Source organism: Enterococcus sp. SMC-9, assembly GCF_021011285.1.
Classification (GTDB): domain Bacteria; phylum Bacillota; class Bacilli; order Lactobacillales; family Enterococcaceae; genus Enterococcus_C; species Enterococcus_C montenegrensis.
In genome coordinates, this window is record NZ_JAILYE010000006.1 from 318,993 (window position 1) to 332,214 (window position 13,222).

The 13,222-nt window shown below is 40.2% G+C and carries 12 protein-coding genes and 2 tRNA genes; 3 read left to right on the top strand and 11 right to left on the bottom strand.

The genetic code is table 11. The annotated features are described in order from the left end of the window. Nucleotides 1-23 precede the first annotated feature (23 nt). The 4 genes from K4422_RS11455 to K4422_RS11470 form a co-directional block, all read right to left on the bottom strand. On the bottom strand, nucleotides 24-659 hold the full coding sequence (locus K4422_RS11455; RefSeq protein WP_206903181.1) for a DUF2812 domain-containing protein: 636 nt from the start codon (nucleotides 657-659) through the stop codon (nucleotides 24-26). Next, nucleotides 659-970: a PadR family transcriptional regulator gene (locus K4422_RS11460; RefSeq protein WP_230711190.1), complete on the bottom strand. Its 312-nt coding sequence runs from the start codon at nucleotides 968-970 to the stop codon at nucleotides 659-661. The genes K4422_RS11455 and K4422_RS11460 overlap by 1 nt, the downstream gene beginning before the upstream one ends. A 156-nt stretch (nucleotides 971-1,126) precedes the next feature. After that, a complete protein-coding gene (locus tag K4422_RS11465) occupies nucleotides 1,127-2,095 on the bottom strand; it encodes an ABC transporter substrate-binding protein (RefSeq protein WP_230711191.1) in 969 nt (322 codons plus the stop codon). Continuing rightward, nucleotides 2,095-2,838 carry a polysaccharide deacetylase family protein gene (locus K4422_RS11470; protein ID WP_230711192.1) on the bottom strand — a complete coding sequence of 248 codons (744 nt, stop codon included), beginning with the start codon at nucleotides 2,836-2,838 and terminating at the stop codon, nucleotides 2,095-2,097. The genes K4422_RS11465 and K4422_RS11470 overlap by 1 nt, the downstream gene beginning before the upstream one ends. Nucleotides 2,839-2,941: 103 nt before the next feature. Between K4422_RS11470 and K4422_RS11475 the strand changes: the two genes are divergently transcribed. Beyond that, a complete protein-coding gene (locus K4422_RS11475; protein WP_230711193.1) occupies nucleotides 2,942-3,649 on the top strand; it encodes an ABC transporter ATP-binding protein in 708 nt (235 codons plus the stop codon). Beyond that, nucleotides 3,646-4,380 (top strand): ABC transporter permease, encoded by a 735-nt coding sequence (locus K4422_RS11480; RefSeq protein ID WP_230711194.1) that lies wholly within the window; start codon nucleotides 3,646-3,648, stop codon nucleotides 4,378-4,380. Before K4422_RS11475 ends, K4422_RS11480 begins: the two co-directional genes overlap by 4 nt. A gap of 258 nt (nucleotides 4,381-4,638) precedes the next feature. Here the strand turns inward: K4422_RS11480 and gor are convergent, their stop codons facing one another. Beyond that, the gene (gor, locus tag K4422_RS11485; protein WP_230711195.1) at nucleotides 4,639-5,988 is read right to left on the bottom strand and encodes a glutathione-disulfide reductase; all 1,350 of its coding nucleotides are present in this window, start codon (nucleotides 5,986-5,988) and stop codon (nucleotides 4,639-4,641) included. Between the two features lie 293 nt (nucleotides 5,989-6,281). Here gor and gloA2 point away from each other — a divergent pair, with 293 nt between their 5' ends. Then, nucleotides 6,282-6,668, top strand: coding sequence for an SMU1112c/YaeR family gloxylase I-like metalloprotein (gloA2, locus tag K4422_RS11490; protein WP_230711196.1), 387 nt, complete (start codon nucleotides 6,282-6,284; stop codon nucleotides 6,666-6,668). A 261-nt stretch (nucleotides 6,669-6,929) separates the two neighbouring features. Here gloA2 and K4422_RS11495 read toward each other — a convergent pair whose 3' ends face one another. The 6 genes from K4422_RS11495 to K4422_RS11520 all read right to left on the bottom strand — a co-directional run bounded on the left by K4422_RS11495 (nucleotide 6,930) and on the right by K4422_RS11520 (nucleotide 13,222). Continuing rightward, entirely contained in the window at nucleotides 6,930-8,174 is a 1,245-nt protein-coding gene (locus K4422_RS11495) for a peptidase U32 family protein (protein WP_230711197.1), read from the bottom strand. A 285-nt stretch (nucleotides 8,175-8,459) separates the two neighbouring features. Continuing rightward, entirely contained in the window at nucleotides 8,460-9,383 is a 924-nt protein-coding gene (locus K4422_RS11500) for a peptidase U32 family protein (protein ID WP_230711198.1), read from the bottom strand. Between the two features lie 255 nt (nucleotides 9,384-9,638). After that, complete coding sequence (locus K4422_RS11505) at nucleotides 9,639-12,137, bottom strand: ATP-dependent Clp protease ATP-binding subunit (protein WP_206903171.1); 2,499 nt, start codon at nucleotides 12,135-12,137, stop codon at nucleotides 9,639-9,641. Nucleotides 12,138-12,142: 5 nt separating this feature from the next. Further along, entirely contained in the window at nucleotides 12,143-12,610 is a 468-nt protein-coding gene (locus tag K4422_RS11510) for a CtsR family transcriptional regulator (protein WP_206903170.1), read from the bottom strand. A 392-nt stretch (nucleotides 12,611-13,002) separates the two neighbouring features. Continuing rightward, nucleotides 13,003-13,076: transfer RNA gene (locus K4422_RS11515), tRNA-Arg, on the bottom strand. 72 nt (nucleotides 13,077-13,148) lie between these two features. Beyond that, a tRNA-Pro gene (locus K4422_RS11520) sits at nucleotides 13,149-13,222 on the bottom strand.

Here is a 13,222-nt window from a genome sequence, read left to right on the forward strand (position 1 = left end):
TTTTTTGGACCTGTAATGTTTCACTAATACACCAATTTCTTATACCGCTGCATGCGCCAATAAGAATTAAGGAAGACCGCAAGAATGAACAAGAAAATAATCGGCACTACCAAATGATTCAAAATCCGCATCAAAGCAAAAGGTAATTCAAAGAAAAAAGCGCGCCAAAACTCACTTCCAGTTTTCTGCCAGAGACCTGGTGTTAGAAATTCTTTTTGTGGGTGCCACAACACAGAAAGGTCAGTGCTACTCATAAATAGCGCCACATAAATTGGGACTAGAAAAGACAAAGAGCCAAAGACACCCTTGCGAATTCGTTTTTCCCGTTCAATCAGAGAGGAAATATCTGAAAATAATTGTAAATTTTGGCTGCGATCACTGATAAAATACTGGGTACCACTGTCGTAACGACCATAAATATGCTCCCAGCCAGCATCGGTCATAAATTGCAGATAATCGGTAAAGTCCTCTTTGCTTGTAAACTTACGATAATCAAATTGAATCACTTTGTCGGTATCCTTGACTTTTTTAAAGTGATAAAAAATCCCGCTGCCGGTGATGTCAAATAGCTGAAATCCTTGTGCTAACTTGCGGTTAAGCCAGACTTCTTCTTTTTCTAGCGAAAAAAACAGCCGGAATTTTGTAATTGTGCGATTCATTATTTTTCCCCCATTTCTTCAAAAAGCTGTGTACAGTGCCTCATCCGATTCACTTCATCTGTCAAAATATTGCGCCCATATTCTGTGATGTGGTAAATCTTTCTGCGCTCTTGTACTGGCGATACTTGGATAATCATCTCGGACTTCAACAAATTTTCAATCGCGCCATACATCGTGCCTGCTGCAATCCGGACGTTGCCCATACTTAATTCTTCAATTTTTTTAATCGCCAAATAACCATAAGTCGGTTCGGAAAATACCAGCAGCAGATAAAAAATCGTTTCTGTTAATGGTAATTGATCTGTTTTCATGGAAGTACTCCCTATTTTTTATATAGTCGAACTGTATAGTTAAACTATATAGTATAACTGTATAATAGGCAAGAAAAAAAAGCCCCAAAATTTCTTTTCTGAGAAGAAATTTTGGGGCTTTTTAATCAATTGCTACAAAATAGCGATTTTCAGCGACTATTTTGTTAAATGATTAAAGTCTGTTAATGCAGTATAACTATAATTTTCATCAATTTGCTTTTTATCTTTGGCCCATTTGATAATGGCATCAAATTGTTCTTTAGGTACTTTTTGCGCATGAGGATAATCTTTTTGCTGCTTATCCAAATACGTACTCATAGCTTCTGGGAATTGATATTTGGTTAAAATATCCGCATACTCACTGGCTTTGTGTTGATTCATATAATCGATAGCTTGATTATAACCTTGATAAAAAGCAGTAATATCTTGGGGACGCTCTTTTAAAATGGCATCGGTAAATTGCAACGTGCCGCCGTTAATCCCTGCTTCTTTAGAACTACCTAAAATTTTTGCCCCTTGTTTAGCCAACATGCTGGCTTGGGGCTCAGTATAAACCGCACCGTCCACTTGGCCATTTAATAACGCCTCTGAGCGGGCAGAAAATGAAGGAATGTTGACAACTTCATAAGTAAAGCCGTCTTTTTTAGCAAAGTCATCCATGATATATTCCAAAATAAAATTAGGAACTAAAGTGACTTTTTTCCCCGCTAAGCCCTTCATCTCCGTAATTTTGGATTGGGGGGAAGCCAACACTTTAAAATCTTCCAAAATACCGGAAGTAATTTTCATATCGATTCCGTTTTTCTTAAAGGTTGCTTCGGTCATAACATCACTAATTGTGCCGTCTAGCTGTTTGGACTGGACGGCAACATTGCGATCGTTCGGTGAAGCAAAGGATTTAATTGCGACATCGGTGCCAGCTTCTTTGAAGAAGCCTTTTTCTTGCGCCAAAATAATCGGGATAGCCGATTCTGCCGGTAAAATTCCCATATTAATTGTTTTTCCAGTTACTTTTTCAGCTGTCTTAGTCGTTGTTGTTGACGTTGTTTGGGTATTGTTTTGACCACAAGCCGCTAAACTTAAAACACTGAGTACAACCAATAAACTCGCCGCTATTTTTTTCATTATTTTTCCCCCACGATTTCTTTAAATGCTGCTAAAGGTAATTGTGCCGGCACCACATTGCGGCGCAATTCCAACGGATTTGTCTCTTTTTCATTTCTGCCTTTAATGGTGGTAAAGGCTAGTTTAAAGCCCTCCTTGGCCAGAGTTGCTACGTTTTTTTCATCGTAGAGCCCAAATGGATAAGCAAAAACATCCTTCACTGGTACAAATTGATTACACTTTTTTAAATCTAAAATAAAATCAGTTTCACTTTCCCACATCGCTCTAGAAGCAGTTGTCCCTTTACGTTGGTGAAAATGATGGGTATGATTGGCATAAGTAAAAACATCTGCCATGCCCAATAGTTCTGGGAAACTCACCGGACGAGAAACTTCCGGCGCATATAAACTAGGCGTTGCAAAGATCCAACCAGTTGGCACAAATGAGACCGCCGTCAGTTTGCGTTGTTGTAAAATAGGATAAGCATAGCGCAGTTGCGATTGGTAACAATCATCAAAAGTTAACAAAATACTTTTTTTGGGCAGATTAAACTTTCCGGCATAAAAGGCTGCCACTTCTGCCAATGTTAAAAAATGATACTGCTGTGCGATTAAGTAATCGATTTGGGCTGTAAAACTGTCTAAATCATTGTATAAAGGCAACGGCAGTGAATCGGCGTAGCCATCTGCTACTTGAATCGGGCGCATTCCTGCTTTTATCTCAGCAAGCGGCCGGATTTCGTGAAACACTAAAGTTGTAAACATTTTTTTCTCTCCTTAAAAGCTGTCTTTCATTGAAAACCTCCATTAGTATAACACAAGGTTTGAAAAAAGCTGCACAAACTACTTAGAAAAGGATACCTATAGCATGCCTATTACCTTAAACAATGTTTCCTTCCATTATGGAAAACAAACTATTTTCACAAACCTAAATTATCGTTTTAAAAATTATCACCGCTATGCAGTCATTGGCCCTTCTGGCAGCGGCAAAACTACTTTATTGCAGCTGTTGCAAGGTTTTTTAGCCCCAACTGACGGCACCCTTACAAAAGATGAAGACACGATTATGACCGTCTTTCAAAATAATCAAATTTTTCCTTGGTTAACTGTTGCCGCTGCCGTAAACCTGCCCTTAAAATTAGCTCACGAAAAAAAGGACAAACGCAGCCAACAAGTAACACAGCTTTTAAGGGAGTTGCAACTTACCGACTTAAAGGATAAACGGCCAAAAGCTTTAAGCGGCGGACAACTACAACGAGTTGCCATTGCACAAGGCTTGGCCCTTAACCCGCAATTTTTATTACTGGATGAACCCACTTCTTCTTTGGACTCCCAAAGTAAAGAAAAAATTCAAGATTTACTCATCGCCCAACAACAAAGACGCCAAAACAGTCTTTTAGTCGTAACCCACGATATTGAAGAAGCTGTCTTTTTGGGTGAAACTATTTTAATTGTCAAAGATGCCCAACTCATCGTCATAGATAACCCAACATTTGCCGCTACCACTAAAAATCGACGGGAAAGTTTGGCCTTTTATGAATTTTGCATTGCTTTAAGAGCAGAGGTGCGACAATGAAAACATTACGACAACACGTAAGTCAACTGCTGCTGGGTGGAATTATGTATCTTTTGTTGTGGCAACTATTAGCCCTAATTACGAAAAATCACGCCATTCCAACGCCCCTTGCTACTTGGCCGACTTTTTGGGCCTTGAAAAAAATGCTGCTGCTTCACAGTGGTGCGAGTTTTTTACGGGTGTTGACTGCTTTAGCGTTGGCCCTTTTAGTCGGTGTTCCCATGGGGATTGTATTGGGCTTATCTAAAGGGGCCAATCGCATCTTAGCTCCTTTCATCTATTTTTTATACCCGCTACCAAAAGTTGCTTTCTTGCCGATTTTTATGCTGTTTTGGGGCTTGGGGAATTTTTCGAAGGTACTCTTGCTCTTTGCGATTATTTTACTGCAGGTAATCGTCTCCATTCGCGATGGCGTTCACCAAATTCCAGCCAACTTCCAAAAGACGATGACGAACTTTCATGCAAATTTTTTACAGCGGATTTATTATTTGATTTTGCCCGCCTTAATCCCAAGCCTCTTAACCAGCTTACGGGTCAGTATCGGCATTGCCTTAGCGTCCTTATTCTTTGCCGAAAATTACGCCACAGAATACGGCCTAGGCTATTTGATTTTAAGCGCATGGACCAAAATGGCCTACTCCGAAATGTTTGCCGGCATTTTTTGTATCGCATTATTAGGCGGCATATTATTCCTTTTATTGGACCTACTAGAAGAAAAGTTCCGCTATTAAAAAAAGCTTTACGTACTCGTTTAGACCTCTAGCATTAAGGGGGAAACTTAGGGAATGACTAGAAAACACAACGCTTATAGCCTTGATGTTGCGTGTTCTTACTTGGTGCTTCCAAAATTCCGCTTTGTTCTCCAAGCGAATTTCTTTTTAAAACGAGAGGACAATTCTCTTTTTCACCCCCAAATTTTTCAAAAAATTTATGATCAGCACTAAAAAAAGTACGACCTTTTAAGCAAACTTAAAAGGTCGTACTTTATTTTAACGCATTGTGACAAATTCCTCGGCACCGGTTGGGTGAATCGCAACCGTATTGTCGAAATCTGCTTTTGTGGCCCCCATTTTGATGGCAACCGCAAAACCTTGTAACATTTCATCCACGCCGATACCAATCGCGTGCAAGCCGACGATTCGTTCTTCTTCTCCCACACAAATCAATTTCATTTCGCATTTTTGCCGATAATCATTTAAGGCAAAATACATCGGGGTAAAGCGGGAACGGTAAACTTTTACTTTTTCAGCTTGATATTTTTCATAGGCCTGTTCTTCTGTCAGCCCGATTGTCGCAATCGGCGGATGGGTGAAGATCACCGTTGGAATCAGATCATAATCCAAATGCAGATCTTTTTTGCCATTAAATAAGCGCTCAGATAAACGCCGTCCGGCAGCAATCGCAACTGGGGTTAAATCAACTTTCCCGATAATATCGCCTACCGCATAAACACCCGGCACCGAAGTATTTTGGAATTCATCCACCGCGATAAACCCGCGCTGGTCTAATTTCACCCCGATTTTTTCTAAATCAAGATTTTGCGTATTTGGTAAACGCCCGCCGGCAAAGAGAACTTTTTCAGCCTGTAACTTTGCCCCGTTTTCAAACGTCACTGTAAAAGTATCGTCATCATTTTTAATAATTTCAGTTGCAACGTGCTCAGGATACAAAGACAAGCCTGCTTCTTGGTACATTTCCACTAAATTATCACTTAACATCGGATCAAAAGTTCGTAACGGACGCCCTTGCCGATAAGCCCACATGGTTTTAATGCCCATTTGTTGTGCCATACCAGAAAGCTCTGCTGCAATGTAGCCTGCTCCCAAGACCAGCATACTCTCCGGCTTTTTCGTCATGGCAAAAAAGTCGTCTGAATCCATTGCATATTCTCCCCCGGGGATATTCATATGGCTCGGTCTTCCCCCAGTCGCAATCAAAATATGAGGGGCTGTAAATTTTTCATCGCCAACCACTACCGTCTGGGAGTCGACAAATTTTCCATAGCCCGTTACTACATCAACTTTATTACTGTCTAAACCTCTTTGGTAAGCCCCGTGTAAAAAGGAAATATATTTTTCTCGGCGCGCCACCAATTCTGTAAAATCAAACGCTTTGATATCTGCTGTAATGCCGTAACTTGGTGCATCGCGGCGAATCATTTCCAGCATTTCACTAGCCTGCCACATTACTTTTTTCGGTACACAACCAACATTTACACACGTTCCGCCTAAAGCTTTGCCTTCAATTAGCAAAACTTTTTGTCCGTGCAGCCCTGCTCTATTTGCCGATGCTATCCCGCCGCTACCGCCACCGATGACAATATAATCATAACTTTTCACGTAATTCTCCCCTTTATCCTTTTAGAATATGTCCGAAAATTTCAACGACAGATAATTTGACCTTTGTCCTATCAGTCACCCTTTAGTCTTCATTCAAAAAATTTGCTAAAATTTGAAGCCTAATACATTTTCAGACACACTAGGATTCCCATAATTTTTCCAATACCTGTATTGTACTTGAAAGAAAAATGATAAGCTAGTAGGCTGTTTATAGGCTAAACTTACTTAAAGATTACGTGGATATAACCAGTAATTTTTGCGTAATAGTTATTTTCGTATAAAGGAGCAAAATCATGCCGCTAAAATTTACCCAAATTCATCATGTTGCCATTATCGTTTCCAACCTCGCTAGCGCCAAACACTTTTATGTGGACATTCTGGGACTACCGATCATTAGAGAACATTATCGGCCCGAAAAAAATGATACGAAACTCGATTTGCAATTAGATAATTGCCAACTGGAAATCTTTGCCGCAACTCATCCGCCCAAACGACCAAGTTTTCCTGAGGCTTGCGGACTACGCCACTTAGCCTTCAAAACTACCAATATTGAAGCCGAAGTCGCCTACTTAAAAGAACAGGGGGTAAAATGTGAAGAAATTCGGCGGGACACGTTCACAAACGAAAAAATGACTTTCTTCTTTGATCCTGACGGCTTGCCGCTGGAATTGCATGAATAAATAAAGTCGCAACAAATTAACCTGCACCCAATCTATTGAACAAAAAAACTCCTGTCTAATTCATGGTCGGCTATCTCATTTAGGTTAGCAATCAAAGCTACCTTAGTGACAGTCATCCATTTAGACTGGAGTTTTTCTATTGTTGAACTAGTTTTATTCACAATAAGCTGAAATTTTGCTTTGCGGAAAATACACCAAAGTCAAGCTTCTGATATTTTTCCCTCCAAGCAAAATAACCTGCCTTGTCTTTTATCCTATTTCCTAATCCTTCTTCTTACGAATCATATCCCCCACCGCAACAGCTTGGGCAACAGGCATCGTTAAAATCATCATCGGATTTGGGGCCCGGTCGATCATTTCCCCTTCATCATTTTTCATCCATGCCACTGATTGTTCAAAATGTTTAAAGCCTGGTGAATAAAATTCAATTTCATCCCCGACAGAAAAGTGATTTCGTTGGCGAATCGTAGCAATTTTTGTTGTAGGATCATAGGCCATGACTTCGCCGACAAACTGATATTGCGGAATTTTACGTCTTGGGCCAAAGAGCTGTTCATTTTCCGTTGGTGTATGGTAATAAAAACCCGTTGCAAGCTCTCGTTGTGCCACTTTCCATAGTTCGTCGATCCACTCTTGTTTGCAAACATAATTTTCTGGATCTGCAATATAGCTGTCCACCGCCGCTTTGTACACGTTTGAAACGGTGGAAACATAGTGAATAGATTTCATGCGCCCTTCAATTTTTAAACTATCCACGCCGTTTTCAATTAAATCTGGAATGTGCTCAATCATCGTCATATCGACAGCACTCATGGAAAATTCTTCATTTACATTTCCTTTATCCGTTAAACTGCGGTGTTGCTCTGTACCAAAGGGCATATCGTATAATTCATATTTCCAGCGACAAGATTGTGAACAGCCGCCGCGATTGGCATCCCGCATGGACATATGGTTCGATAATGTACACCGGCCTGAATATGAAATACACATTGCCCCGTGAATAAAGGCTTCAATCTCAATTTCAGTATTTTTGCGAATTTCAGCAACTTCTGCCATTGAAACTTCCCGTGCTAAAACGACCCGCTCTAAGCCTTCATTTTTCCAAAATTCCAATGTCTCAAAATTTGTGGCAGAGGCTTGCGTTGAAAGGTGAATCGGAAGACCCGGCGCTTCTGTTGCACAAATTTCAATCAATGCCGGATCAGACACGATCACCGCACTAATTCCGACATCCCGCAACTCGCGGAAAAATTCTCCCGCACCTTCTTGATTCCCTTCATGGGTAACCATATTGGCCGCTACATATACTTTGGCATTGTGTTCTTTAGCAAAAGCTACACCTTCTGCCATTTCTTCATAACTAAAATTCCCCGCGCGGCTTCGCAAACCATACGCGTTCCCGCCAATATAAACAGCATCGGCGCCATAATGAATCGCCGTTTTCAATTTTTCCAAAGTTCCCGCCGGAGCCAAAACCTCCGGCCGCTTCAAGACTCTCTTTGTCATGTCTTTTTGTCACTCCTGCTTTAGATGTTGTCATAGTCCGAATTGCCAACTGGTATTAAGTAAAGCCAATTGTATGCTGCCTTTTGGCATGCACGTTGGGTGGCTTAATACCCAGTTGGTAGGACTTTTGACAACTCGATTTCTTTAGATGTGAAAAAGGCTCGCTTAGACAGTGAGCAATTAGTAAAAAAAGTGTAAGCGCATTTTGCTTATCACTGGTTTTACTTATTGTTGAACTTTCTGGCCTTTTTTACTTCATTTATCGTAAATAGTTTCGCTTGCTTTTTAGCGAATCGCTTTTGGATCTAAATAATAAAAACCAGTGTCTAATCCGCGCTTTTCAGGATGCAAGGTCTGCAGTTTTTCATCTAATGCTGCAGCTTGTGCTTCGTCCCACGTCCCAGCTAAGATGGCTGCCTTAGCAGCCACAAATAATTCGGCAATGGCAACAAAATTGGCTTCGTCGGTAAACAATCCATCCAGTTTCCACGTTGTAAAACCAGTTTGGGCTAACTGTCCTACTTCTTTCATCAAATCCAAATCATTATCAGCAAAAATATGCGTCCCATGACTATCTTCAAAGATTGAGTAATGGGTTTCAGGTTTTTTTGGTTCCGATAAGAACAAATCGCGTTCACGACTTGTACGCTCATCTTGCTGCGTATAATTATAATAATTTTGTAAAAGTGGCCGTTTTGATTGATGGATACAGGTTGCACCGTAAACTAAAACTTCCGCCGGTACCGCTAATTGTGGCGCCATTTCTACCATTTCCGCAAAAGGCACTTCTCTGGCTAAAACAGCCCCAACAGCACCTTTTTTACTCCAAAAATTAATTTGACGCGCACTGGTCACTAAGGTTTCCCCATCATATATAAAAGGCGTCGCCAAGTTTTCATTTTGCGTCATCACATAGACGACACCAGGATCTCCCACCACAATTTGATCGGCACCACTTTCTTTTACAAAAGCTAAATACTCCGGTACTAACTTCATTTTTTCCGGATGCATAATGCCATTGACGGCAATTGCTGCTTTTTTCCCGGCAGCATGGGCTAAATTTACTAATTGCCTTTGTTCTTTGCGTGAAAATGAATAAGGTAACCGCAAACCAAACGTTTCTTCCCCAAAGTAGATGGTGTCCACACCAGCTGCTAGTAATTTTTTTGCTTGGTCAACAGAGGCTACCGTTGTGATTAATTCAATCATCTTCTTCCCCCTTTGATAACTCAATTATCTTATCACAGGGTGTGGGATTTTAGAAGTAGCAATCAAAAATCCTACTATTTTTAGAAGATTCCCTGATTGGATTTTAAAAATACAACAAAACGCTAATAAGTCTGGTAATTTATCCCCCGAAAGTAAAATGGATAAAACAAAACTTTACTAAAAAATCGTTAAAAGAAAACTGAACACAAAAACCCCCAAATGTTAGAAAATTACTAACATTTGGAGGCTGCATTTTTAAACGTTTTGCAATTTTTTCCCTTCAGTAGGTTCTTTTACTGTTAAGGTGATTTTCCCTTTTTTAGCACCGATTGTAACATTATCCCCCAAATGAATTTGGCCAGATAATAACGCTTCAGATAAACGATCTTCCACTTCTTTTTGCAGTGCTCTTCTGATTGGACGAGCGCCATATTCTGGATCAAAACCAGCTTTACCGATAACTTCATTGGCAGCAGGTGTGATTTTCAATTGAATATCTTGTTCGGCCAACCGTTTTATAATGGATTTACTCATGATTTTCACGATTTGTTGAATTTCAGCTTCTCCTAATGAACGGAAGACAACTGTTTCATCAATTCGGTTTAAAAATTCAGGGCGGAAAGCTTTTTTCAATTCTTCTAAAATACGTTTTTGCATAGCCCCATGATCTTTTGTTAAATCCGTTACGTTAAAACCAACATTTTTTTCTTCACGAATTTGCGTAGCTCCAATATTGGAGGTCATAATCAAAATCGTATTACGAAAATCAACTTTACGTCCTTTTGAGTCGGTCAAATGCCCATCGTCTAATACTTGTAATAAAATATTAAAGACATCTGGATGCGCTTTTTCAACTTCATCCAACAAGATAACAGAATATGGTTTAGAACGAACCTTCTCTGTTAATTGTCCACCTTCGTCATACCCGACATAACCTGGAGGAGAACCAATCAGACGGCTCGTACTGTATTTTTCCATAAATTCTGACATATCCACGCGAATCAGTGCATCTTCACTGCCAAACATCGCTTCTGCTAGCGTTTTGGCCAATTCGGTTTTCCCAACACCAGTTGGTCCTAAAAACATGAAGGAACCAATTGGACGATTTGGATCTTTCAAGCCACTTCTAGCGCGACGAATCGAACGTGCGACAGCTTTAACTGCTTCTTCTTGGCCCACTACCCGTTGATGAAGAATTTTTTCTAAATCTAGGAGGCGTTCGCTTTCTTTTTTCTCCATTTGTTGCAACGGTACACCTGTCCACTGAGAAACGACAGTTGCGACATCTTCTGCTGTCACACGGTCAGCAAAACCAGAGGCTTCTTTTGTTTCTGCAAAGGCTAATTCTGCCAAACGTTGACTTAACTTTTTCTCTTTTTGGCGTAAACGAGCTGCCGCTTCAAAGTTTTGATTTTGAATTGCTTCTTCTTTTTCACTCATCAGATTTGCAATGTCTTCTTGCAAACCGATAATTTCAGAAGGTTCATCTGCTTTATCCAAACGCACTTTTGCTGAAGACTCATCCATTAAATCAATTGCCTTATCTGGTAACTGCCGCGAATTGATATAGCGAACAGACAACTGGACAGCCGCATGTAATGCTTCATCAGAGATTTCAACACCATGATGTTCTTCGTAACGAGGACGCAAGCCTCTTAAGATCTCTTCGGCCTCTTCTGGCGTTGGCTCATCGACTTGCACACGAGCAAAACGACGTTCCAATGCAGAATCTTTTTCAATATACTTTTGATATTCATCTAGCGTGGTGGCACCAATTGTTTGTAACTCGCCACGAGCTAAAGCCGGTTTCAAAATATTGGAAGCATCAATGGCCCCTTCAGCTCCGCCGGCACCAATCAAAGTATGCAGCTCGTCGATGAATAAGATAATTTGCCCGTCATGATAAATTTCATCAATGATTTTTTTCATCCGGTCTTCAAATTCACCACGATATTTCGTACCCGCTACAAGAGAACCCATATCCAGCATCATCAAACGTTTTTGCTGCATATCTTCCGGAACTTCGCCCCGTACAATCTGTTGCGCTAAACCTTCTGCAATAGCTGTTTTCCCAACACCAGGTTCACCCACTAAAACAGGATTATTTTTCGTTCTGCGCGAGAGGATTTGAATCAGACGTTTTACTTCTTTACTGCGGCCTACCACGGGATCGAGGCGGTTTTCTCTGGCAAGCTTCGTTAAATCCCGAGCTAAGCCGTCTAGCGTCGGCGTACCTTGCTGCATGCCTTTTGTACCCTGAGGCGCTTGTCTGCGGCGTCCTCCTAACCCGTTATTGGGTGCCTTGCTTTCACTTACGCCCATTTTCTTTTTCAAAAGTTGGCGCATTCTGGCTAAGCTCAAACCAAGGTTGACCATGATGCGAGAAGCAAGAATTTCATCATCGCGTAAAAGTCCCAGTAGTAAATGCTCTGTACCAATATTCGGAGCGCCTAAGCGTTTTGCTTCGTCACCTGCATAGGCAAAAATTTGTTTTGCCCGTGGTGAATACGGTAAGTAAACTCCAGCCGGATAAGATTTCATCGTGCCATAGCCAGTTAAATGCTCAATTTCTTCTCTAACATCTGTTTCAGTAACGCTCATTTCCCGTAAAACTTTTCCAGCAATACCATCTTGTTCAATAATCAAAGCCAACAGTAGATGTTCTGAACCGACTGACTGATGTTTGAAAGTTTTTGCTTCTTCTTGGGCAATCGTCAAGACCGCCTTGGCTTTTTCTGTAAATAATTCATCCATCTGACTCACTTCCTATCCTCATAACTTAATCGCTCTAGCACTGCATGTAACATGCCAGCTCGAATTTCATTTTCATTTTTAAAACGTCCCAGCGTACTTTTAGCCAAAGCCGCTAAAATTAAATTACCTTCTGTTTTGGTTAAAATATCTTCTTCGTATAGCTTTTGAATAATGGCTAAAGCATCTTTTTCTCCCAATGTATCGACAAAAAGTTGATCTACTTGCTCTAAAAAGCGATGATTGTCAGAAATTTTGATTTTTTCAATTCTAATATAACCACCGCCACCGCGCTTACTTTCAACAACATAGCCCCGTTGAATTGTGAAACGCGTATTAATGACATAATTAATTTGGGATGGTACACAGTTGAATAAATCAGCCATCTCGGTGCGACGGATTTCAATCATTTCGCTATCTTCCAAAATTTTTTTCAAATAAGCTTCAATTAAATCAGAAGTGTTGTGACGACTCATAATGCGATTTCCCTCCCTTGACTAATTCTGACCTTAATTATACCCAACTTAGCTGGATAATTAAAGGAACATGACTGAATCACAACATTCCTTTAAGAATTAGCGGAAGAAAAAGTAAAACACATACACACGAACTGCTTTGTAACTTTTTTATAGGAAATAAAAGTTACTTCTCTATTTTACCGCAACTTTCACAAAAGTAAAAAATCTAACACAATGAATATTCATACATTAATTTGAGCTAATCACATACTATTTTTCCTTACAATTCACTAAATAATTTACTAGCTTGTCTATTTTTTTAAACAAAATCATAGCTAATAAAATTTTGACCTTGATAGAACTATTTTGGTATACAAAAAAACGAAATCCTTAATATGATTTCGTTAAGACGCGCCCAAGAGGAGTCGAACCCCTAACCTTTTGATCCGTAGTCAAACACTCTATCCAGTTGAGCTATGGGCGCATAAATATTAAATTAAGTCTGACAATATTATAGCTTAAATTCATTTAGAAATAAAGCCTAAAGTAAAAAAAATCGGGAAGACAGGATTCGAACCTGCGACCCCTTGGTCCCAAACCAAGTGCTCTACCAAGCTGAGCTACTTCCCG